The sequence below is a fragment of the Tardiphaga sp. vice154 genome (genome assembly GCF_007018645.1).
Classification (GTDB): domain Bacteria; phylum Pseudomonadota; class Alphaproteobacteria; order Rhizobiales; family Xanthobacteraceae; genus Tardiphaga.
Genome location: NZ_CP041399.1, coordinates 5463171 through 5484514 on the forward strand (window position 1 = coordinate 5463171; position 21344 = coordinate 5484514).

Annotated in this window: 17 protein-coding genes; 9 read left to right on the forward strand and 8 right to left on the reverse strand. The window is 58.7% G+C overall.

What is annotated here, in order from left to right:
• The first annotated feature begins 336 nt into the window (after positions 1 to 336).
• Positions 337 to 1845, forward strand: coding sequence for a ShlB/FhaC/HecB family hemolysin secretion/activation protein (locus FIU28_RS25600; RefSeq protein WP_246660815.1), 1509 nt, complete (start codon positions 337 to 339; stop codon positions 1843 to 1845).
• A gap of 688 nt (positions 1846 to 2533) precedes the next feature.
• Positions 2534 to 3106: an IS3 family transposase gene (locus FIU28_RS25605; RefSeq protein ID WP_441351622.1), complete on the forward strand. Its 573-nt coding sequence runs from the start codon at positions 2534 to 2536 to the stop codon at positions 3104 to 3106.
• A gap of 154 nt (positions 3107 to 3260) precedes the next feature.
• Here FIU28_RS25605 and FIU28_RS26615 read toward each other — a convergent pair whose 3' ends face one another.
• The 4 genes from FIU28_RS26615 to FIU28_RS25620 all read right to left on the reverse strand — a co-directional run bounded on the left by FIU28_RS26615 (position 3261) and on the right by FIU28_RS25620 (position 6103).
• Positions 3261 to 3398 (reverse strand): hypothetical protein, encoded by a 138-nt coding sequence (locus tag FIU28_RS26615; protein ID WP_168203043.1) that lies wholly within the window; start codon positions 3396 to 3398, stop codon positions 3261 to 3263.
• A gap of 52 nt (positions 3399 to 3450) precedes the next feature.
• On the reverse strand, positions 3451 to 3666 hold the full coding sequence (locus FIU28_RS25610) for a hypothetical protein (RefSeq protein ID WP_143575865.1): 216 nt from the start codon (positions 3664 to 3666) through the stop codon (positions 3451 to 3453).
• Positions 3667 to 4206: 540 nt separating this feature from the next.
• Positions 4207 to 5322, reverse strand: coding sequence for a PAS domain-containing sensor histidine kinase (locus tag FIU28_RS25615; RefSeq protein ID WP_143575866.1), 1116 nt, complete (start codon positions 5320 to 5322; stop codon positions 4207 to 4209).
• Complete coding sequence (locus tag FIU28_RS25620) at positions 5315 to 6103, reverse strand: alpha/beta fold hydrolase (protein ID WP_143575867.1); 789 nt, start codon at positions 6101 to 6103, stop codon at positions 5315 to 5317. The genes FIU28_RS25615 and FIU28_RS25620 overlap by 8 nt, the downstream gene beginning before the upstream one ends.
• Positions 6104 to 7368: 1265 nt before the next feature.
• On the opposite strand from FIU28_RS25620, the gene FIU28_RS25625 reads away from it, so the two are divergent.
• Complete coding sequence (locus FIU28_RS25625; RefSeq protein WP_143575868.1) at positions 7369 to 7602, forward strand: hypothetical protein; 234 nt, start codon at positions 7369 to 7371, stop codon at positions 7600 to 7602.
• A gap of 461 nt (positions 7603 to 8063) precedes the next feature.
• Here the strand turns inward: FIU28_RS25625 and FIU28_RS25630 are convergent, their stop codons facing one another.
• From FIU28_RS25630 to FIU28_RS25645, 4 genes are all read right to left on the reverse strand, one after another.
• Positions 8064 to 9461 carry a carbohydrate porin gene (locus tag FIU28_RS25630; protein ID WP_143575869.1) on the reverse strand — a complete coding sequence of 466 codons (1398 nt, stop codon included), beginning with the start codon at positions 9459 to 9461 and terminating at the stop codon, positions 8064 to 8066.
• A 1666-nt stretch (positions 9462 to 11127) separates the two neighbouring features.
• Positions 11128 to 11955: a YdaU family protein gene (locus tag FIU28_RS25635; RefSeq protein ID WP_143575870.1), complete on the reverse strand. Its 828-nt coding sequence runs from the start codon at positions 11953 to 11955 to the stop codon at positions 11128 to 11130.
• A 106-nt stretch (positions 11956 to 12061) separates the two neighbouring features.
• On the reverse strand, positions 12062 to 12280 hold the full coding sequence (locus tag FIU28_RS25640; protein ID WP_143575871.1) for a helix-turn-helix domain-containing protein: 219 nt from the start codon (positions 12278 to 12280) through the stop codon (positions 12062 to 12064).
• Between the two features lie 140 nt (positions 12281 to 12420).
• Positions 12421 to 13593 carry a hypothetical protein gene (locus FIU28_RS25645; protein ID WP_143575872.1) on the reverse strand — a complete coding sequence of 391 codons (1173 nt, stop codon included), beginning with the start codon at positions 13591 to 13593 and terminating at the stop codon, positions 12421 to 12423.
• A gap of 411 nt (positions 13594 to 14004) precedes the next feature.
• Here FIU28_RS25645 and FIU28_RS25650 point away from each other — a divergent pair, with 411 nt between their 5' ends.
• The 6 genes from FIU28_RS25650 to FIU28_RS25675 all read left to right on the forward strand — a co-directional run bounded on the left by FIU28_RS25650 (position 14005) and on the right by FIU28_RS25675 (position 20880).
• On the forward strand, positions 14005 to 14451 hold the full coding sequence (locus FIU28_RS25650; RefSeq protein WP_143575873.1) for a DUF2924 domain-containing protein: 447 nt from the start codon (positions 14005 to 14007) through the stop codon (positions 14449 to 14451).
• Positions 14448 to 15845, forward strand: coding sequence for a recombinase family protein (locus FIU28_RS25655; RefSeq protein WP_143575874.1), 1398 nt, complete (start codon positions 14448 to 14450; stop codon positions 15843 to 15845). Before FIU28_RS25650 ends, FIU28_RS25655 begins: the two co-directional genes overlap by 4 nt.
• Positions 15842 to 16282, forward strand: a complete 441-nt coding sequence (locus FIU28_RS25660) for a hypothetical protein (RefSeq protein WP_143575875.1) — start codon at positions 15842 to 15844, stop codon at positions 16280 to 16282. Before FIU28_RS25655 ends, FIU28_RS25660 begins: the two co-directional genes overlap by 4 nt.
• 457 nt (positions 16283 to 16739) lie before the next feature.
• Positions 16740 to 18575, forward strand: coding sequence for an AAA family ATPase (locus FIU28_RS25665; RefSeq protein WP_143575876.1), 1836 nt, complete (start codon positions 16740 to 16742; stop codon positions 18573 to 18575).
• On the forward strand, positions 18572 to 19459 hold the full coding sequence (locus FIU28_RS25670) for a sensor histidine kinase (protein ID WP_143575877.1): 888 nt from the start codon (positions 18572 to 18574) through the stop codon (positions 19457 to 19459). Before FIU28_RS25665 ends, FIU28_RS25670 begins: the two co-directional genes overlap by 4 nt.
• The gene (locus FIU28_RS25675) at positions 19456 to 20880 is read left to right on the forward strand and encodes a phosphotransferase (RefSeq protein ID WP_246660816.1); all 1425 of its coding nucleotides are present in this window, start codon (positions 19456 to 19458) and stop codon (positions 20878 to 20880) included. The genes FIU28_RS25670 and FIU28_RS25675 overlap by 4 nt, the downstream gene beginning before the upstream one ends.
• The last annotated feature ends 464 nt before the right edge of the window (positions 20881 to 21344 follow it).

Sequence of the window (21344 nt, forward strand, 5' to 3'; positions counted from 1 at the left end):
CACGCGTTAAGGCTTCGTTGACCATAAAAATCTAGAAAAATCAGAAGGCTATTGGGAAGTCCCCGGCAGACGATGGAACTTTTTGGCATGCGAGTCCGGTACGTTGGCGTAGAAACCCGGAAATGGTCCCTGGCACAGGTTTCGATGCCTTGCCTTGCTTTGGCGGGAGTGTTGCAGTCAGGCGCCGCGATGGCGCAGGCCACGAATCCAGGCTTCGATCCAGGACAACCTGCCAAACATTTCGATGCGGTCAGAAGAGATCAGCAGCGCAGCGAGCCGCGCGTGGGCTTGCCGGCGGTGCGCAGCGCAGCGCCGGCTACCGGAAACGATAAAAAAATGTTCGCGCTGCGCCGCGTCTCGCTTGACGGCGCGCAGGCAATCCCGGCCGCCGCATTGGCCACCACCTATCAGGACTACCTCGGCAAACCCGCATCGCAGACTGACCTCGCCGCCATCACTGAAGCCATCACGCAACGCTACCGCGCGGCGGGCTATCATCTGAGCCGCGCGATCGTGCCGCCGCAGGACGTCAAGGGCGGTGTCATCCAGATCAAGGTGATCGAAGGGCTTATTGCCGACGTGGTGGTCGACGGCGACGACGGCGGCAGGTTCGGCGTGGCCGCCATGATGGCGCCGGTGCTTGCGGCGCGCCCCTCGCGACAGGACGTGCTGGAGCGCCAGTTGCTGCTGATTAACGCCCGGCCAGGCATCCGCGTTGCCGATACAGCGCTGGAAGAGATTGGCGTCGGCTCGGGCCGCTTCCGTCTCAGGGTCTACGTCAAGACCTGGCAGGTCTACACCTCGTTTGGCATCGACAACCTCGGGTCCCGCGCGGTCGGTCCGTGGCAGACCTACGCCACTGGCGCGTTCAACTCCTATCTGCTGCCGGGCGACTCGCTGGTCGCCAACCTGTCGACCACGCCCGCCGACCCGCGCCAGCTCGCCTTCGGCAGGATCGGCTATGACGCGCCGATCGGCACCGACGGCGTCCGCATCGGCGGCTCGGCGCTGTACAGCGAGGTGCGTCCCGGCGACTGGCGCCGCGAGTATAGCGACGTCACCAAGACCCAGTCGTTCGAGGTCCATGCCAGCGTGGCGCCGCTGCAGTCGCAGAGCCAGACGCTGACGCTAACCGCCGGATTCCAATTCACCAACATTTCCGAGAGCGACACATTCGGCACGCTCTACAACGATCGCCTGCGCATCGCGAGCCTCAATGCCGACTACCTGCTCAAGGACGATTTCGGCGGGACTAACTATCTAACAGCAACCTTGCGGCGAGGCATCGACGTACTCGGCGCCTCGCGGTCCGGCGACGATTACCTTTCGCGATACGACGGATCTGGTTCTTTCACGACGGTCAATCTGTGGTTCGCGCGTTATCAGACCCTAACCGAGGACTGGTCGCTGAAGATTGCCGGCGCCGGACAATATGCCTCCACCGAACTGCTGACCTCGCAGCAATACTATCTCGGCGGCGCCATTTTCGGCCGCGGCTACGGCAGTGCGGAGATCAGCGGCGACAACGCGATGGCCGGCTCGCTCGAGCTTCGGTACGACGGCAAGCTCAACCTGCCCTACACCCGTGGCTACCAGCTCTACGGCTTCGTCGACACCGGCGCCGTCTGGAACGTCGGCTACGGCTATCGCGACGGTCTGTCGCTGACCTCAGCCGGCGGCGGCGTGCGGCTGTTGTTCGACGGCGACCTGCGCGCCGACATCGGCGTCGGCGTGCCGCTGAGCTATCGCTCGCCGAAGAACGACAGCCGCAGCCCGGTTCTATTGTTCTCGCTGTCGAACGCCTTCCGGCTATGCCCCGAGCGCGCCCGGATGAGTTGCACCTAGCGATGTCCAGCACGGCGTTTCCTGGCCCCAGCCGGCGCTGCCTGTGCTTGCTGGGTCCGTATTGCGGACGCTTCTCGCGTCAACTCCAACTGCTATTATGCGTCAGAAAGACAGCCTTCCGCCAAGGCAGCATGGAGGTATGGCTTTTCGTATTCAATCCGAACTTTTTCTGTCTGAAGCACCTTAACCAGTCCGATGCCCCTACCCTTCAGAATTTTGACCACCCCCCTCTCGGGCTGGAGTGGATGTAATCTCGAAGACAAGCGGCTTCCGCCCCCATAGGAGAAACCTGTAAAACGTTTTTACCGGTTTCTACAGCTGCCTCCGTCAGCATCGCCAGGTGAGGTCTCGCGCCCTGCCGCGTCACGCACGGATGGCTTTCTGTATTGAGCTTTTCTTTCTTTGCGCATGAACCACCCTAACCGGTCCGAACCCCTCCCGGCGCGAAGTTTGATATCCCCCTCAACTGTCAGCAACTTGCAATCGAAATACAGCCGTCGCCGAACGCCGTCGCTCGCCTATCAGTTGTTATGGAATTCTGACGCCACCCGCCATTCGAACCCATCGCGCACCCCTCAAATCACCGCAAAATGCCGCGGCCGCGACAACACTTCGCTACCGGGGCACCAGTTCGGATAGATGATACCAGGTTCACTGTGTGCTGTCGCTGTAAACGCAAGAGCTGGCGATGGCGTACGCGGTGTTAGCACACTCCATTCGTCGCACGCGACATCGTGCTCGCGCACCCGAAATGTCGTCCCTGACAAATTCGTCCGATAATGAGAGGATCGCCGACTTCACCTATGTCTGGACGGCGGCAGGCTGGATTTATGTGGCGGCCGTCATCGACCTGTTCTCTAGGCGCGTAGTCGGCTGGTCGATGCAAACCGCAATGACGGCGCATCTTGTGACCGACGCCCTCGTGACGGCAATCTGGCGACGAGGCCAACCTGATGCGCTGCTCCACCATTCCGACCGGGGCGGCCAATACACCAGCGAGCAGTTTCAGCGATTGATGGCCGACCACGACGTCGTCTGTTCAATGAGCCGGTCTGGAAATGTCTGGGACAACGCGGCGATGGAAAGCTTCTTCTCGTCGTTGAAGACGGAGCGAACCGCGCGCGAGATCTACCGAACAAGGAACGAAGCCAAGGTCGATGTGTTCGACTACATCGAATGCTTTTACAATCCGAAGCGTCGTCACTCGACCATCGGATATCTGAGCCCTATGGAGTTCGAGCAAAGGGCCGGATTAGTTTAAGCCGGTGCCAACAGAACCGGGTGCAGCTCACTTCCGCGGATCGGCGGTCAAAGCCGAACGTCGATTTTGCCTGTCGACTGAAAATTACAGTTATCGCCGAATTGCATGGCAACTGTATTTCGAAAAGAGATCGACGACACGATGGTCAGCTAGTCTAACGCTTGTATGAAAAGACTTCTTCTACCTCTTGGCCGAACACATAGTTGTCTATCGCGTAAATGGCGCCCCAGAGCGTGAAGCCGCCCAACAGCAATGTGCAGCCCAAGAGTATCCAGATTTCGCGTTTGGTCACGTCGAATCCGATGAAGAGGCCGCGCGGCCTTTCGACAACGCGGCCGTCGCCATTACATCTTCTTCATGCCCATGCCATCGGACATGCCATCCTTCTTCATCATCATCTTCTTCTTTTTCATCATCATCATCTTCTTTTTCGACATCTTGGCATTGGCATTCATGCCGGATTCCGAAGAAGTCATGCCTGAGCCCATTTGCTGAGCAGAAGCGGCGTTAACGCCGCCGAGGAAAGCAACGCAGCAAGTCGCGAGAAGAATCTTCTTCATATGATAGCCTCATGAGTTGTAGGCCAGCATTCTACTGGCATTCCAGGTACGAAACTTCCATCTGTACCGTTTCACTACGCCCAACAATCGACAAAGTTCCAATCGGATCCGGCCGGCGGGGTTCGAACGGTCTAGTTGTTTGTTGCAGCGCAACGTGCCCCGTTCAGAAGTCATTCGATCCCCGGCTGAGTGCCATCGGATTCAAATTGAAACACGTCTCCGAAAAAACGTACGCTAGTGAAGCGACGACGTTGGGATATGGAAATGCTGCACCGAGTTGTTTGGACGAACGAGGAGATGCGGTGGTTGCGGGTCTACATTGCGGCTTTCTGTATTGAGCTTTTGTTTCTTCCCGTGTGAACCACCTAACTGGTCCGATGCCTACGCGTCAGATTTTCGATAGCCCACAACTTTGCAATCAAGTTCCGTTTCGCGGCAGATGTGTTCTCCGAGGAGTGGCCAACAACAGCGGTGGTGAGCGGCAATCTGGAATCGAAATAGCAGCCTAGTCTTTTTTGACAGAGTTCTGGCCGGTTTGCTTCAACTGCGGAGCGGCATTGTCAGAACGAAACATGTCTTTTCCGGCGTCGATGCGACCGACAGCCTGCCGCCATGCGCTTTGGCTATCTGAGAGGCGATATGTAGCCCTAGTCCGAGCCCGTGTCCGGAGTCACGCACCTCGCCGCGGAAGAATGGCTCAAACAGCCTTGCCATGGCAGCCTCGGGAATGGCTTCCCCAGCATTGACGACGGAGAGTTCAAACGTTCCGTTGACCGTTTTGGCGTGGACCCTCACAGGTGCGTGCACCGCACCGTGTGTGAGTGCGTTGCCGACTAGGTTGGATACCAATTGGCCCATACGGGACCGATCGCAATCGACCGGTTCGAAGATCGTGAACTCCGTCCGGATCTCGCGGGTGGGATGCGCGATCCGGAGCTCGTCGACGACCTGCACCAAAATCGGCTCGAGGGCGTGCTGGGCGTCGCGGGTCAACGTGATGCCGCTTCCGAGGCGGCCGCGGGCGAAGTCGAGGACGTCGTCGATCAGACCCGCCATTCGGACGACTGTCGTGTTCAACATCGCAAGAACCTGAAAATCCATGTCACTCTTCGGCGAATCCGATCGCTGCAGAATGCGGGCGCCGGCGCTGATGGTTGCCAGCGGGTTGCGCAGATCATGCCCCAGAACGGCGATGAACTGTTCGCGCAACTCCGACGTCTCCCGCTCGCTTCGCAAGCCCTCTTGTGCCGCTGAGCGCGTCTCGATGAGATTGCGTTCGTAGAGCCGACGGTCGGTCGCTTTCAGCACGACGACCCGGGTCAGTATCGTCTTTCCGTCGGGATCCCGCTGTTCGGCAGCGTTGACGATCACAGGCAGCTTACCGCCGTCCTGCATAACAAAATCGAGCGCGACCTCGCTGAAGGCGCCCTGCATCCGGAGCAGTGGCGCGATGTGGGTCTCGTAGTAAATCCGCCCGGCCATGCTGAGAATTTCGTTCAACCGTTTGCCGATCAGCTCGATGTCAGAAAAGCCGATCCAAGCTTTCATCGTGGCGTTGATCCGCGACACACGGCCGTTTGGGCCTAGGGTGACGTAGCCACATGGGGCGTTCTCGAACAGATCTCTGAATTCGCCTTCGGCCTCTCCGTTAGACATAAGCGCGTATCGCCGCCACGACTTCGGCAGGGGCGCTGAGATTGGGGCAATGTCCAGTAGCTTCGAGGTTGACGAGCTTGCTACCTGCGATCTCTCGGTGGACATACTCACCGACTTCTTCGGAGGCGATGATGTCGTCCTTGCATTGCAGGATCAGAGTCGGGACCGTGACCTTCGCGAGGTCCGCCCTGTTGTCGGAAGAGAAGGTCACCTTGGCGAACTGCTTGGCGATGTCCGGATCCGTCCGGCAGAAGCTGTTGGTCAATTCCTCGCCGAGCTCTGGCCGATCGGAATTCCCCATAATGGCGGGCGCCATGGCGGAAGACCAGCCCATCTGGTTCTGCTCGAGGAATTCCAGAAGCTCGGTGATCTGCACCTCCGAAAAGCCGCCTCGATACTCTCCATCGTCAATGTAGCGCGCGGACGGACCGACAAGGATAAGCGTCGAGAACAGGTCGGGCGCCTTAATCGAGGCGAGCACGCCGATCATGGCAGCGACGGAGTGACCGACGAAGACGGCGCCTTTCAGTTCCAGTTCCTGTCCCATCTCGACGACGTCGGCGGCGTAGCCGACCAGGCTGTCATATTTCGCGGGATCATAGGCTTTTAGATCGGAACCGCCGGCACCGACGTGGTCGAACAGGACGGTCGTGAAATCCTTCTCGAACGCTGGGGCGACGAAGCGCCACATGTTCTGGTCGCATCCAAAACCATGGGCGAAGACCATTGCTGTTTCTCCAGTCCCGCGGATCTGGACATTGTTCCGTTGTGCTACGCTCACGCTCGTTCCTGTGCTGCCCAGCGGACCCTACACTCTGACTAAGGAGCGCTCTACAGAAATCTCGGTTCCTTAATGTTGGTGTTAAAGTATTTTCATCCGCTGGGCTCGGTCAAACCTGACCAGCCGCTTGTGTTTCTAAAAGTGCGCGAAGGGCAGACGTGAGCATCAGGCAGGGCTGCTGTAGCAATTAAGCCACGCCACAAACGTGCTTAAGGCGAGGACATCACAGAGCCGCAGGTTGGACTGCGCCAGAAGCGAAAAGTGGTCAAAGTGATGCGAAAAGCCGGCCTAGTGCTTAGGATCGATTCCTACTCAGGCGGCTTTCTGTATTGATTCCAGTAAGTGGTCGCTTGCAGCTGCCACCCAGCAAGTGGGCTTTTCAGATTAAAAAAACAACTTTTTTCGTGCAGACGACCTTAACCAGTCCGATGCCCCTAACCCCGTAAGTTTCCCCCCCCTTTTCATCCCGGAGCGGACCCCAAGAGTCCCTAGCATTCTTAATGCAACTCAAGTCACCGGGCCGCTTGCTAATTAATAATGACGGCGAGTTCCGTCAACTAGGCCGTCAACCCCGACATCTGCCAGGCTGACGCCACACCCGAGTCCACGATGCCTCGATATCCGACACTCTGCTGCATAGCAGCGACACGATGCGGACCGCGTCGAGATATCAAGATTCGCTTCTACGACCGTGGTACATCGCCAGCACGGCCGGCGCGGAAGCGATACAAATCGGCTGCAACCGCAACCTTCGCCAACCCAACCGATTTGAAGCAAGATCACGTTTCCGTCGGCACAGGCGATCCGGATGGGCCTCTCGGAAGTAGATATCGGATCGTGAGTCCGGATGGGTTGTCGCGGCCGACGATAAGGATGTCGCCGGGCTGCCTTTCCACCTCCATCACGTCAGAAGCCGTGTGGTGGCTGGGGGCAGGGAAAAGCCCGAGGGCCACGTGCAGTTCGACCGCGTTCACGACGAGATGCCGTTGTCCACGTGTCGAGGCAGTCTTCATTTGCGCCAACAGTTCTTCCCTGAAATCGTCTGCCGAAACCATCTTGCTACCTTCCGATACGTGGTCTTGGCGGCGAACATAATGGTCCGTTTGCCTCGCTGGAATAGGTTATCCCGGGAGGAGAGCCAGCCGGCCTGCCGTCCGACGCATGCCCGATTGCCACCACGAACAAACCACGTATTCGTAGCCCTAGGGCCTTTCGGCTGTCGCGATGGGGAATTAACCATCGCTGGCCGAATTGAGGAGTCAAGCATGTCCAAGACCGAATCCCCGCAGCTTTCGCCCTCCGAATTCGGAGCCGACCTGATTTCGACGATGCGTACCGCGCTGAACGACGCGGCGGGAAGCATAGACGAGGCGAACCGGACTCCAGCCACGATCGCGAAGATGGCCGAGCGGATGCTTCGCACGGCGTCCGCGGGCGTGACCGACGCGGAGCGGCTGACCGCCGTCGCGGTGGAAGAGGGGGCGAATCCGGCCGACTAGTCGAATCGGCGGCTGAATCGTACGGGGCCAGCGAGAACTCGCCGGATCGATGACCCTTTGACAGTGGCCGTCCGGTTGTCCACTTAGTAACGAATCCTTGCTGCGTCGCTTTCATCGCCGAAGGGAATTCCATCATGCAGCTCGCAGCACGGTCATTCTAATCGTCAAAGACGAATTCTTGCTCCGCATGAATGCGGCAGAAATGCTCGGGGACGCAGGTTTCCAAGTCGTGGAACCAGCAGCGCCGTCGAGCCAGTCGATTGCAGTTGCCATGGGATCGTGCGTCATATGCGCTCTCGAGAACGCGCCGAAACCTTTAGAAGCATTCTATTGAATGGTTTGTGAACGAATGGCGCTAAAATCAAGGCAAGCCGGAGATTTGCAATCTATAATCTATTACGGAGAACAGGCGGCCATCAGCGACCTCTTTCAGGCCGCCAAGGACAGCAGGGGCAACCTGATCAGAATTTAACTACCGTTCGCAAACCGAGAATAAAGGCGTTGCCAATATGGCGCCCAGGCGTGTCGCTCTTCATTGGATCAACAGCCCCCCCACCCGGACGGGCAATAAACTGAGCGTTTGGTTGCAACAACCATCCTTGTCGAACTTCGTAGGCATATGCCACGGTCACCAGCGCCTCCGACGAGCGACGCGCGAAGGTCGGATCGAGAAAGATTTGGTAGTCTTGATCGAGGGCTTGAACGGCCCGCGAAACGTGGGCATAGGCAATCGCAGCACCAAATTTGTCGTTCGGTCGAGAATCGAACCACCCATTCGCCTGAAAGCCCGCATCGGCATAGACATCGATTAGGTTCCGATCCGGTGGGCTCACCACCGCGCGTGCGAACACGCCAATGCCGCGATCCTCAACGGTAGGCTTCGTGGCAATCGTCTGCTCGATCACAGCGAATACCCCACTATTGCCGCGCAGCGTCGCTGGCATCCCGGAAGACGTCGGGTCTGCAAGCGAACGCCCGTCAAAAGCATAGCGCTGGCTGTCAAATTCACCGAAGTGACGAAAGCCGCCGAGCTTAAAGGCGCCGGGCGCTTTCTTGCCGAATGCATCAGACCAATCAAACTCGACCTGCCCGATAACGAGAGGCGGGTCTCGCAAGCGGAAGTTCAGACCGTAACGGTTGCGCTCTTGGGGGTCTCCGTCGCCAGGACCGGCTGGGTCACCATCATAGACAGCGACCATTCCGGTGATGTTGTCGCTCAGCTTCGCCCGGAACCGGGCGCCGAGCGCGGCGAGCGGTGTCGCCGGGCCACCGCTTGGCAGATTGGCTGCGGTAGCTGCAGGCCAAGTGAAGGTTGCATTAGTAAATACGTCGCTGAATTTTGTCGTGATAAATTCGGCGTCCGCGGAAAGTTGCCCGGCGCGGATCGAAAGACGATCGTTGACGAACTTCTGCTCAAACCAGGCCTCAAACAGCCGGACAGTCGTCACTCCTTCGATCCCACTCGCCCCCATGAAGCTTTGCAGATGGCGGTTGGTGAATTGATCTCCATAAATTGCGAAGACGTTGCCATGAAAGGTTAGGCCTTTCGCGTCGGCAGCTTTTTCAAAATCGATATCGAGCGCGAGATTTAGCCGGTTTAAGAGCGTTGCTCCGGGCTGCACACCGCCGACACCGTTGGCGAGCGCTTCGCCGATGTACGTTGCGGCGAACTTTATGCCCCAGCGCTCCAGTGGGTTCGGGAGGATGCCAAGCGTGCGCTCCTTTACGGTGCTTTCTCCTGTATCCTCATCAACGGGTTTATCTTCATCATCAGCAAGCTGTGCGAAAGCGGTCGCCGTAAAGAGGCAAAGCGCACTCCCGAGTAACCAGATTTTCAGAAACTGGGCGATGCATCTCATGACGCATTATGGCTCGGGCCCATGCCTCATTGCCAGAGCCAATGCCAGTTCCTGTTGATCTCTCCACATCACCGGCGAAGAGGCGGCGGTATTGGCTCTTATGCCACCTCAGAGGTTCATCTTCCAGGATCGACCTTGCGCCAGCAACCGATCATGGTCGACGGCGTACCCGAAACGCGACGTGGCTTTCTGTACTAATTCCGCTTTTTGCTCGGTTGCAAATCCTGCCCGGCAAGTGGGCTTTTCAAATCTAAAAAGAACTTTTTGCGTATTGACCACCCTAACCGGTCCCATGCCCCTACCCGCTAGAGTTTCGACCACCCCCCTCCCGCCATGCTGTCAGGCCGTAGTTGGAGCGATGACCACCAAAGACATCCGGATCGATGATGTTCGATCGATTGCCTCGCTTACGCAACAGGTGGTGGCTTTCTGTATTGAGCTTTCGTTTCTCTCTGGATGAACCACCCTAACCGGTCCGATGCCCCTGCCCTCTAGAGTTTTGGCCACCCCCCCTCTCTGGCTGGAGTGGATGGAATATCGGAGGCTCGCGACTTCCGCCCCCATGTGAGCAACCTGTAAAACGTTTTTACCGGTTGCTACAGCTGCTTCCGTTAGCATCGATATTGGCGGTCTCGCGCCTTGCTGCTGAACGCACGGATGGCTTTGTGCATTGTTTCCTTCCCATGCGAAGCACCCTAACCAGTCCAAAGCCCCTATTGGCACCATGATCACCGGTGTGCTCCCTGATGGGCTTTCTGGATTGAGGTCAGAATTTCTCTGGATAAAACACCCTAACCGGTCCGATTCCCCTAGGCCGTAGAGTTTTGATCCCCCCCCCGAGCTGCAGGTTGACGGAAATGTGAGCGCCTGCCAGCGACGCAAGCGCAGCGTCCAACACCGGCAGTGTGGATTGGCTCTACAACCACGATCGGGTTGCCGCATCAGAGACGGATGGCTGTCTACATTGAGCTTCTATTTCTTGCCGCGTGAGCAGCCTAGCCAGTCCGACGCCCTTATTGGCACTGTAATCACCGGCGTGCTCGCTGATGGGCTTTTTGTCTTGAGGTCAGACTTTCTCTAAATGAAACACCCTAACCGGTCCCCACCCAACCAGAGTTTGGCCAAGAGGGCATCGTCGATTTCCTACAAGCGCCAGAGCTCGCTCAGACTACGCAAAGCTTATGTCTCGTCGCTAGCGGCACCAGGTGTCTTCGATTTATCCTTGTCGCTTGACAATGGGGTCGCCTCGAAGGACAGGCATTCTTTCCTGAAGTTGATTGGATGTTTTAAGTAGTGCTGCGCGGTTTCCTCGTTGGTTCGGATGGGCGCGCTAGCCGGAACAGGCTCCACGCATGTGGGCACCCCAAAGTTCTCGCCATACTTTACATACATTTCTTGAAGAGTCGGCTTGATCTCGACGACTAGCCGCGGTGATTCAACAACAATAGCATTTACGCATGTTTTCCTCCGATTAGCTAAACGCTCGTATCTTTCGAGATCGTAAGCGCGAGCGCTGCAAGCTTTGATAATTTCAAAGATTGATGGTGGCCAGGTCTGCTTGCTCGGAATACCTGTAAATGGATTGCAAATGTGTTCCACAACCTCGATGCTATACTTGGAGAGAACCTTCGCAACACCGAACGCAAAGCGGGCCGGGTCATCGCATTTATTCACAAGGAAGTAGCCGAGGAGTTCCTTCGCCTTCTCGAAGGCTTCGACGTCGGTCGGCTTCCTCGTTCGCTCGAGCTCGGTCGATGTATCCGTCGAGAGCGGATTGCACTGATTCGGATCCGGGGCGTTTCCGTTTGGCATATGCTTTCTCCGGGGGCAAAATTGTTGGTGTCGGCAATGGCTGCTGGCGGCTTGCGAGCGCCGTCGCAAACGCCTTCTCAAAATAGGCGAGCGGTTTATTCGTTGATGATTTCGCAGCGATTGATTTCGTCACCCGAGTGATCATCTGAGCCGGGTAACCTGCTTCGATCCAAAGGTTCGCGCGGACGTCGACGTCGCACCATTGGGGTGGCTTGTCCGAACCTTCCGCTACACCAGCAGCTTTCAAAAACAGCTTTGCTAAATCAGCGGCCTGATTACTGGCCAACTGCTCCTGCGGGACCGCTCGGTATCCCCCATCATCACTAAATATCTGACTCTGATTTGTGTCTGTGATTGTATCATGCTGATCTGACGCCGAACGCCTGCGACTTTCATGCAGTTTATGTGCGTTGGCAGAAGCGACACGAGACTTTTCAGCGACTTGTTCCAATTCGATGTCCAGCCGCTTGTGCCGCCATCCATCGCAAAAAAGCGTCCGCAGGAGTGGCGACGATTTGGACCATTGGTGATTCGTCATTCGCGTCACACGACGCGCAATGTCGTCGTTTTCAGGGGGCCCGCCCTTGGACCAGTAGTGCATGATGAGAAGGAGATAAGCACCGTGCTCGACGGTGCTCAGATGGGCGGTGCCAGCGAGATAGTCCGCGATATAGAGAGGCATCCAATGGCGCTTCACGACGGCCCCCCCGTCCGAGGCGGACCGAGGACACTTTTCGACGACATTGAAGAGCGGATTGGCCGGAGGGAGGGAGGCACTCCCGGTCGGATCATGTGCTGACGCTCACGGAGTAGCTCACCGTCTTGAGCTGCAACCAGTTTGTAAGATCCAGAGGTCGATACCGGATCATACGGCCAGCACGAATAAAGGACGGGCCGATACCCTTTACCCGCCAGTTTTGAAGCGTACGCGGCGAAACTTTGAGGATTCGGGCTGCCTGCTCTTCCATAAGCAGGGCTTCAGATTCGCTAGAATTGTTCGTTGCCATTTCGAGTTGCTCACCTGGAGTGCGATGTGAGCATCTTTGGAGGAGGCAACGTTCCCCTTATACGGACAAGATTGGCCACAGGGGGACAAGGGTGGCCACAAGGGGGTAAGCGAGGTGAAGACGGGAGTGAGGTCAGCCATCTATTTTTTGTCTAGAAAGCGACGGATGGTTCTTTCGCTGGCAATCGCCTTACAATTTTCTTCCTGCCAGGCGATGATTTTGCCATAAATCGGGCCCCGTGGTACTCCGACCGGGATTTTTCCGCCCCAAAGAGCTTTGATTGCAAGCCGGATGCTTTCCCGCTGAACCGAAGTCTCATTGTTCTGCGGTACCGGCGTTTGGCTTACCTTTCCGGCGTTTGACGGCGCAACGTCCTCCGCAGCCGTCGGTACAGGTTTCAAGCTGATACCGGCCGTCAATGCATCAGGCGCTGCTGAGACATCGGCAGATGACCGCGTCGGCTCAAAAGAAATGCCCGTCCAGCGCGCTGTCAACCCGTTGCCGTCTTTCTCGCATAGATCGCCGTCAGCAGCTTCAATGAAAACTTCATTTCGGTTCCACTCGCTCGCCGCGATTGGGACGGGAATGCCGGTCCGCACATATGTTCCGCTCCCGATGAGGGTGCCCGACGCCAGAATAAGCCTGAGCGACCCCAATCGACTGACAAGCGCCGTTGCCAACTCTGTTTGGGCAAGGGATGCTTTGGGGAGTTCGCGATCGGTAAATATGATTGGTGAGCTTACAAAGCGATAGGCAAATTGCTTTGCATTTTCATGGAGCGGCCAATGGCGGCTTTGAAAAGGCCCGGGGCAATATCCACTGGAAAGTGATTGACGGCCCGATCCGAGAAACTGGCTGCGTGCAACGACTTCAGGATCTTCAAGGACATATCGGCGAAAGACTTCGGCAAGCCCACGCTGTGAACAGATTTGGGCAGCGTCAGGAGATTCCAATACGGGACAAATCCGAGCGCTCCGAATATCGCCGCGTTGCTCACTGCGACAAATTGTCGAATTCGACCAACTTGCGATCTCAAATCTGCGAATATCCGCCGGCATCACCGTGACACGATCGATACCGATTGGAGTCTCGCGAGAGCTCACTAATATGAGCTTTCCGCTCTCGATATGGTCCCATAGCTCACGTTCAATGTCTGCGATCGCCCCTGACGACGCCGAACTCACGCCATCAGGTGCAGTGCAAATTTTGGTCGCGGCATTTTGAGATCGCCATCCCGCCAGATTTTTACAAATAGACGTGCGATCGACGGCCTCGGTCAGCGTCCAACCGACCGTCTCTCTAGAGAGCTCCATAAAGCTATTCCCCGAGTCTACCCGCAACATCGGCGCATTGGGTCAGCACGACGTCAATTTGGCGCGAATCACCCACCTTAGATTCAAGAAAGTTCGGCGGCTGCAGCCTTATCACCAAAATCCTTGAGTGCTTTTGTCGTTCATTACGTACTCCGAACTACGCTGATGTGCGCTTGCCCGGAGATTTTGCTGGAGCATCCCGCGGTGAGCGCTCTTCACTTCTCGGATGACCACCAATAGCGCAGACCACCAGAGCCACCTGAGCGAAATTGCCGACATCCTGGCGCTCGGTCTCCAGCGTCTTAATGCCCGCAAGTCCAGTCTCATTTCGCCGGCAAATCGAGATTCTCCGCTCGACTTCGAGCCCGGGTCGCACGGTCATGTCCATCGTAAATGCGAGGATATCGGCACGTGAATGACACCGTTTTGAGCCAATTGGCTGCCCTAAAAGCCGCATCCGCCCCGGATTTGAGGGCCAAATGGCGGGAGCTGTTTGACAGCGAGCCACCCCAGTATAACCGGCGTTTCCTGGAGAGCCGGCTCGCCTACCGCATCCAGGAGCTAGCCTACGGCGGCCTGGCCCGCGAGACGGTTGACCGCCTCCGGGCCATGGCCAAGCAGTACGACGCTAAGAGTGTCGCCGAGCGGAAGGCTCGCCCGGTCCATCGGCCAATCGCCGGCACCCAGTTGATCCGAGAATGGCAGGGCATTTCGCACTGCGTGACGGTCCGGACCGACGACTTCGAATATCTTGGTCGCCCCTACAAGTCGCTGTCGTCGGTCGCCCAGGAGATCACCGGCACCAAGTGGAATGGCTGGGTCTTCTTCGGCCTCAAGAATCACCAGGTGAAATCATGAGCGTCCGCCGCAGCAAGTCGGTCGAGCCCAAATCTGCAACGGCCGCTGCCGATGGAGGTCAGAAGTCCACGCATCGTGATGCCTCGTCCCCGGTCCGCAAAATGCGGTGCGCGGTCTACACCCGCAAATCCAGCGAGGAGGGCCTCGACATGGACTTCAACTCGCTGGAGGCCCAGCGGGAGGCCTGCGAGGCATTCATCGTCAGCCAGCGCGCCAAAGGCTGGGCGCTCGTGCCCGACCGTTATGACGACGGGGGCATTTCCGGTGGCACTTTGGAGCGACCTGCGCTGAAGCGGCTGCTCGCCGATATCGAGGCCGGCAAACTGGACATCATCCTTGTCTACAAGATCGACCGGCTTTCCCGGTCGATGCTGGATTTTCTCAATTTGGTTGAGACTTTCGACGCGCGCAACGTCACATTCGTGTCCATCACCCAGTCGTTCGACACCCGCAGCCCGATGGGCCGGCTGGTGCTCAACGTGATGCTGTCCTTCGGTCAGTTTGAACGCGAGGTCACCGGCGAACGCATCCGCGACAAGGTGGCAGCTTCCCGCAAGAAGGGCATGTGGATGGGCGGCTGGACGCCGCTTGGCTACGAGGTCCAGGACCGCAAGCTCATTGTGCATGAGGCCGATGCTGAGACGGTCCGGGGCATATTTCAACGGTTCCTGATCCTGAAGTCCGCGACTTTGCTGGCGCGGGAGCTGGTGGCGAAGGGTGCAACGAACCGGTACGGCCACCTCCTTGATAAAGGCGTCCTGTACAAGCTGCTGAGCAACCGGGTCTACATTGGCGAGGCCGTCCACAAGGGCACCTCCTACCCTGGCGAGCACCAGGCAATCATCGACCGCAAGCTCTGGGACCAGGTCCACGCACTCATGAAGGACAGCCCCAGAACGCGGGCGGCCGGCGCCAGGGCGCAAACCCCGGCGATCCTGAAAGGGCTGCTGTTTGGACCTGACGGCGCGGCGATGTCGCCCACCCACACCCGGAAAAACGGTCGGCTCTACCGCTATTACATCAGCCAAAGCGTGATGAAGCGGGGGACGGATGCCTGCCCAGTCCGCCAGGTCCCGGCCGCGGAGATCGAGCGGATCGTGATTGAGCAAATTCGGTCGCTGCTGCTCGCACCAGAGGTCATCGTCGCCACCTGGCGCGCGGCGCAGAAAGCCGGCACGTCACTCGACGAGAACGATGTCCGAAGTGCGCTCGTGGAATTCGAGCCTCTGTGGGCTGAACTCTTCCCAGCCGAACAGGCCCGCATTATCGAGCTGCTGGTCGAGCGGGTCGACATCAGCCCGACCGGCATTGACCTCCGCCTGCGGGTCGATGGCCTGACCTCGCTTTGCAACGATCTCCGCGGTGCCACTGCCCCGCAGAAAGAAGCCGCATGACCGCTCAGCAGAACCTCATTGTCGGCAAAACCCGACGCCCGACACTCAGCCGCGACGGCCGGACGATCTCGGTCCACATCCCCATCACGCTGCGACACCAGGCAGGTCGCAAGCAGGTGGTGACACCGCCCGACGCGGCGCCTTGGATCCCGCGGGCCGCTCGTATCGACAACACACTGGTCAAAGCGGTCGTCCGCGCCCATCGGTGGCGGGACATGCTGGAGTCCGGCCGGCATGCCACGGTTCGGGACTTGGCGAAAGCAGAGGGCATCAACGAGTCGTATCTCAGCCGCGTGTTGCGCCTGACACTATTGGCACCAGCGATAATCCAGTCGATCCTCGAAGGACAGCAGTCCGATGGTCTCGAACTTGATGGACTGCTTGTACCCCTTCCGCTCGATTGGACGCGGCAGAAAGAGCAGCTGATCGCGAAATAGGGACCGTCGTCCAATCCCCCCTGGGCTCGTTCATCCCTTCACTTAATTTCTCGCCAACCGAGTGCGGTACTCGTGCGTTACCGCACTCGTTGTTTCGAAGACCTGGCACATCGCGGCAATCAAACACTGCGCGCCGATCGAATATTATGGAATTTATCGAAACTCTCAGTCGTTACCCCGAGCGCTCGGCCATGGCGGCTTCGAGATGTGCGTGAGGGGCCGTTACCGAGAGAACTTCCCCAGGGGCCCGGACTGGCAGCCTTCAGGCCGTTGGCGCCGGAACAAACAAAGACGTTCGCTTGCGGGGACAGGGTTGCGGGGCGCATCTCCCTCTTGCGGCGCGACGCCATCTCGGTAGGTTCACACGTTAGCGCAAAGTTCGGGTAGAAGCAGACCGCCAGCACGTCGAAACGTGGCGGTTATCGAATTGCGAGAGCACTTGGTCGGTGGGGACAGGATGATCGTTGAGCGAATTCAGATTGAGGAGGGGTTCCTCAACGGCTTTGACGTTTGGCTACGGCCCGGTCTGAACGTGGTCATCGGCGCGCGAGGCACCGGTAAGACCACCCTGATTGAACTGATCCGGTTCTGCCTCGGCGTTGAAGGCTACACGCCGGAAGCGACGAAGCGCAGCCGCGAGCATGCGCTGTCGGTGCTGGGGTCGGGACAGGTCACACTGACCTTGTACGAAGACGGCCGCCGGATCAGCGTTTCGCGGTCAGCAAACGATCCTGCCCCGCGCGCGTCGGGGCCATTCCTGGTACCGATCGTGCTGTCGCAAACGGAGATCGAGACCGTCGGCCTCCAGTCGGGTGGACGTCTGCGGCTGCTGGATGGCTTCATCGGCGATCAGCGCTCAGCCCTGTCCACGGAGGCCGAGGCCGTCGCCTCCGTCCGCTCGCTGACGTCCGAAGCGAACACCATCCGCGCGGACATCGATCAGCTGGACCAGCAGCTGGCGGAGATGCCGTCAATTTTGGAGCAGATCAATCAGGTCGCGCCGCAGGAGGAGCAGCTGGCGGCGCTGTCGGCTGACACAAGCGCGAAGAGCGCCCAGCTGGCCGTGCTCAGCAACACCATCGCCTTGAAGGGCGTCGCGACTGAAGCGATCCAGCGGTTTGGCAACGAAGTTGCGCGATGGCGCTCGTCGTTAGGCGGCAGCGGCGAGATGTCCTATGAGGCATGGCCTGCCAACACCGGCGGCGATCCTCTTGGAGAGCTGCGCACGCGGGTTGGCAAAGCCCACGACCATCTCCGTTACGCCCTCCAGGAGCTGAGTGCGGTCGAGGCGGAAACCGTCACGCTGGGCAGCCACGTCGCGCTAGAGAAGATGAGCTTCGAGGATCAGGCGCGGAATTTGCGCCGCGAGATCGAAGCGCTTCAAACTGGTGCTGGAGAAATCGTCCGTCGCGGCCAATTGCTACGGGAGCGCAAGGCGCATCTGGAATCGCTGATGGCTGTCAGGCAGTCGCGGATCGCCAGTTTCCAAGCTGTCATTGCGCGCCGCGATCAGGCGCTGGATTCACTAGAAGCCATGCGATCTGCCCGGTTTGAGGCACGCCGGGGAGCTGCCGCGCGCCTCAACCTAGTGCTCGGCCCCCGCATTCGAATCGGCGTGATGCGCGGCGGCCAATCGGAGGCCTTTGCCAGCATCCTTACCGAGGCCCTGCGTGGCAGCGGCCTGCGGTACAGCGATCTGATTGCCGCGCTGGCGCCGCGGATCAGCCCTCGTGAATTGCTCGAGGCCGTGGACAATCATGATTTCGAACTGATCGCGGCCCGGGGTTCAATGACCATGGACCGGGCGGCCAAGGTCGTCGTCGCGCTGAAGGATGCGGACCTGGGCGGGATCGCGACAGTGCCGGTCGAGGACTACGTCACCTTCTCGCTTATGGATGGCCCGGATTATAAGGACATCGCCGAGCTTTCGACCGGCCAGCGCTGCACCGTTATTCTTCCGCTAGTGCTACGCCACATGGAGCGGCTGCTGATTGTGGACCAACCCGAGGACCACATCGACAACGCCTTCATCGCCGAAACGCTGATCAAATCAATCTTGGCGCGTCCGGTGAATGGCCAGCTGCTCTTCTCAACGCACAATGCCAACATCCCGGTCCTAGGTTTGGCCGACTTCGTCGTTCATCTCGGCTCCGATGGCCGTCGCGGCTTCCCCATCGCCTATGGCGCATTGACGGACGCGCCGGTAGTTCACGCGATCACCTCGGTGATGGAAGGCGGTGCGGCCGCCTTCCGCCAGCGCGCCCACTTCTACGGAACGCAAGGTCTGGCATGACCCGGGAGGACGCGCTGAACAATTTGCAGGCATCGTCCGCGCATGTGCGCGGGCAAGCTGCCCGCATCCTTGGTGATGTAGGACGTCGGGGTGATCTCCCCCGCCTTCATAAGGCACAGCGGGAAGAGACGGTTACCTACGTCAATTATGCCCTACAGGAGACGATTCGGCGACTAGCACACGAACAAGCGCCAGAGCCATCAACGGATAAAGCCGATATCGTGTCGGACGATGTACGTAAGCAAATCTACGGCAAGGCAATGGAGTGGATCACCGGGTTCCTTCTACACGAGATTTCGTCGCCGATCGGTCTGGTCCGGCTGGCGGCAAAGCGTGAGCTTGGCGAGTCCTGGGATGGTTCTGGCACACAGCGACATCTAGAGTCGGTCGCGCGCGTCTTCGATGCGATCGAGCGGTTGAAGAATGCCGCCAGCGTGCCTCGCCCCCAGGAGTTCGACCTGTCGGCGCTGGTGGACGAACTGTTGGATGTCTATAGCCCTGAGGTCCGGGAATGGATCTCCACGATCGGTTCGCGCCCCTTCGTAATTAAGAGCGATCCATCGCTCGTCCGGATGGTGGTAGTGAACGGCATCCGCAACGCGGTCGAGGCCCAGCAGGCGGCATCAGCCCAACCGAACCCTCATGACCTGACCATCAGCTGGGGCGACACCGACGTCGACTATTGGCTGGCGGTGGTGGACCACGGGGGCGGCATCAAGGGACCGATTGAGACTGCCTTCGAGATCGGCAACTCGACGAAGAGGAATCACATTGGCTTCGGCTTGGCCATCGCTCGGCAAGCGGTGGAAACCATGATCGGTTCGCTCTCGCTGGCACCGGCGAAGCATGGAGGCGCCCTCTACACCGCGCGGTGGCGCAAGTGACGGCGCATATTCTGGTCGTCGAGGACGACGACGACTATATCGCAGAGCTTCAGCGGATCATCGGCGAATCCGGCGGTCCAACGTTCCCGACTTTCGTGACCAATCGCGATGACGCGGTTGCACACCTCCAAACCGGGTTCTTTGATTTCGCGATCCTGGACCTGAAAATTCCTACTGCGAAGGGCACGACCGATCTCGATCCCGAGCACGGCAAGTATGTGTTCCATCACCTCCGCAAGTTGTCGCCCGGCACGAAGATTTTGGTGCTCACCGGGTCGCCGTCGGAGGATTTTATTGCGCCTCTGATGGAGCAGAAGCACGATGCGGATATCTGGAGCGAAGGTGACAAGGTCCACACCGTCGAGTTCTTGAAGAAGATCCAGATCGATCAGGCACCGGAGAAAATCAGCAAGGTCATCGGCGCGATCCGTGCCTTGTCCGACGTTGAGCTGCAGTTCAACGGCCTGAACCTGAGCATGCCTGAAGACCGCCTGGTTCGGATCTTCGCCAAGCACTTCAACGCCCGCCGTTGCGCTGCTTACGCGATCGGGGCAGGAAAATCGGGGGCGCGCACGTTGCGGCTTCAGATGTTCGACCGGACCGGCGCGCTGATTCGGGAGGTCGTTGCGAAGCTCGGCGAACTGCCCAAGATGATCGACGAGGAGAAGCGACACGACGCGCACATTGTGCTGCTCGACGGCTGGGCGACCCCTCGTAAGATGAAGCTGTTGGAGTTCGGTGCGGGCGCGACGGCGGGCATCTTTTACCAGCTGGCAAGCGGTCATGACGCTTCGATGTTTGCTACCATGGCCATCGACGACGCGTTGGCGGCGAAAGCAGTCGCGGCCACGGCGGAGGCTCTTGCAGGCTGGTCGAAGGGGAGAAACGAAGAACCGCGGACGATCGCCTCGATCCGCCGGTCATGGTTGTCGGATGAATGGGCCGCGAAGCTTCACGCGGACTACGGGCTCACCTGGGCGGCAGAGTTCGAGAGCCGCGAGATCCAGGCCCGTTGGTGCTGTGTGCATGGCGACTTGCACGGCGAGAACATCCTCGTTGCGCTGGATGGAAAGGTGCTGGTTATCGATTATGGCGACGTCGGACCCGGATCCGCCGCCTACGATCCGGTATCGCTGGAACTAAGCTCAGTCCTTCAAGACAACCCTACGCTGGGCGCGGCTTGGCCCTCGGCCGAGGCCTGTCGCAAATGGCATGACCTCGATACTTATCTCGCCGATTGCCCTATGCCGGAGTTCATCCGGGCCTGCAGGACGTGGTCGGACAGCCTGACTACTGGCCGGCGCGAACTAGCCGCATGCGCGTACTGCTATCTGCTGCGCCAACTGAAGTATGAGGACACCGACAAGGACAGGATTCTGGCCCTGCTCGACGGGGTACAGTCTTGCTGGGCGGCGACCTAACGATGATCCGCAAACCGCGCTTAAGTGGTTCGCCCCGGCACATGAAGTCAGCGCGACGGCTGCGCTGCACGCCTGGCGATGTAGGATCGCCCCCCGAATCTGGAGCGTACCGAGCTTTGCTTGTCCGACAGGGATTCGAACCGTTAGCGAGACTGCAGCTTCAACCACCTTAAATGGCTGCCTTTGAAAACCGTACTAAATCGCCGCAGTACGAAGCTTTGGAGAAAAACCCAGTCTCCAGCCTCAAATCTCCCAAATCGGCTGTTCTCTCGTACGGCACTAATTCCAAGGAAGACTGTTTTTATTGGGAAATTTGGAGACTTTGGCGGCGGACGGCCCTGGGAGCGCAACGTCGGTGGCGGAGGGAGAGGACCTGGGGTCGAACCTTCTCCGCGCAAATCAGCGTGCTTGGGAGTAGATCAGCGCTCACCAAGGACCATCGCTAAACGGCTCCGCGGATGGTC

What these genes read in the sequence shown, in the direction of transcription:
- FIU28_RS25600 (WP_246660815.1), top strand. Translation starts at nt 337, where the DNA reads ATGTTCGCGCTGCGCCGCGTCTCGCTTGACGGCGCGCAGGCAATCCCG.
- FIU28_RS25605 (WP_441351622.1), top strand. Translation starts at nt 2,534, where the DNA reads ATGGCGTACGCGGTGTTAGCACACTCCATTCGTCGCACGCGACATCGT.
- FIU28_RS25610 (WP_143575865.1), bottom strand. Translation starts at nt 3,666, where the DNA reads ATGAAGAAGATTCTTCTCGCGACTTGCTGCGTTGCTTTCCTCGGCGGC.
- FIU28_RS25615 (WP_143575866.1), bottom strand. Translation starts at nt 5,322, where the DNA reads ATGTCTAACGGAGAGGCCGAAGGCGAATTCAGAGATCTGTTCGAGAAC.
- FIU28_RS25625 (WP_143575868.1), top strand. Translation starts at nt 7,369, where the DNA reads ATGTCCAAGACCGAATCCCCGCAGCTTTCGCCCTCCGAATTCGGAGCC.
- FIU28_RS25630 (WP_143575869.1), bottom strand. Translation starts at nt 9,461, where the DNA reads ATGAGATGCATCGCCCAGTTTCTGAAAATCTGGTTACTCGGGAGTGCG.
- FIU28_RS25635 (WP_143575870.1), bottom strand. Translation starts at nt 11,955, where the DNA reads ATGCCTCTCTATATCGCGGACTATCTCGCTGGCACCGCCCATCTGAGC.
- FIU28_RS25640 (WP_143575871.1), bottom strand. Translation starts at nt 12,280, where the DNA reads ATGGCAACGAACAATTCTAGCGAATCTGAAGCCCTGCTTATGGAAGAG.
- FIU28_RS25645 (WP_143575872.1), bottom strand. Translation starts at nt 13,593, where the DNA reads ATGGAGCTCTCTAGAGAGACGGTCGGTTGGACGCTGACCGAGGCCGTC.
- FIU28_RS25655 (WP_143575874.1), top strand. Translation starts at nt 14,448, where the DNA reads ATGAGCGTCCGCCGCAGCAAGTCGGTCGAGCCCAAATCTGCAACGGCC.
- FIU28_RS25660 (WP_143575875.1), top strand. Translation starts at nt 15,842, where the DNA reads ATGACCGCTCAGCAGAACCTCATTGTCGGCAAAACCCGACGCCCGACA.
- FIU28_RS25665 (WP_143575876.1), top strand. Translation starts at nt 16,740, where the DNA reads ATGATCGTTGAGCGAATTCAGATTGAGGAGGGGTTCCTCAACGGCTTT.
- FIU28_RS25670 (WP_143575877.1), top strand. Translation starts at nt 18,572, where the DNA reads ATGACCCGGGAGGACGCGCTGAACAATTTGCAGGCATCGTCCGCGCAT.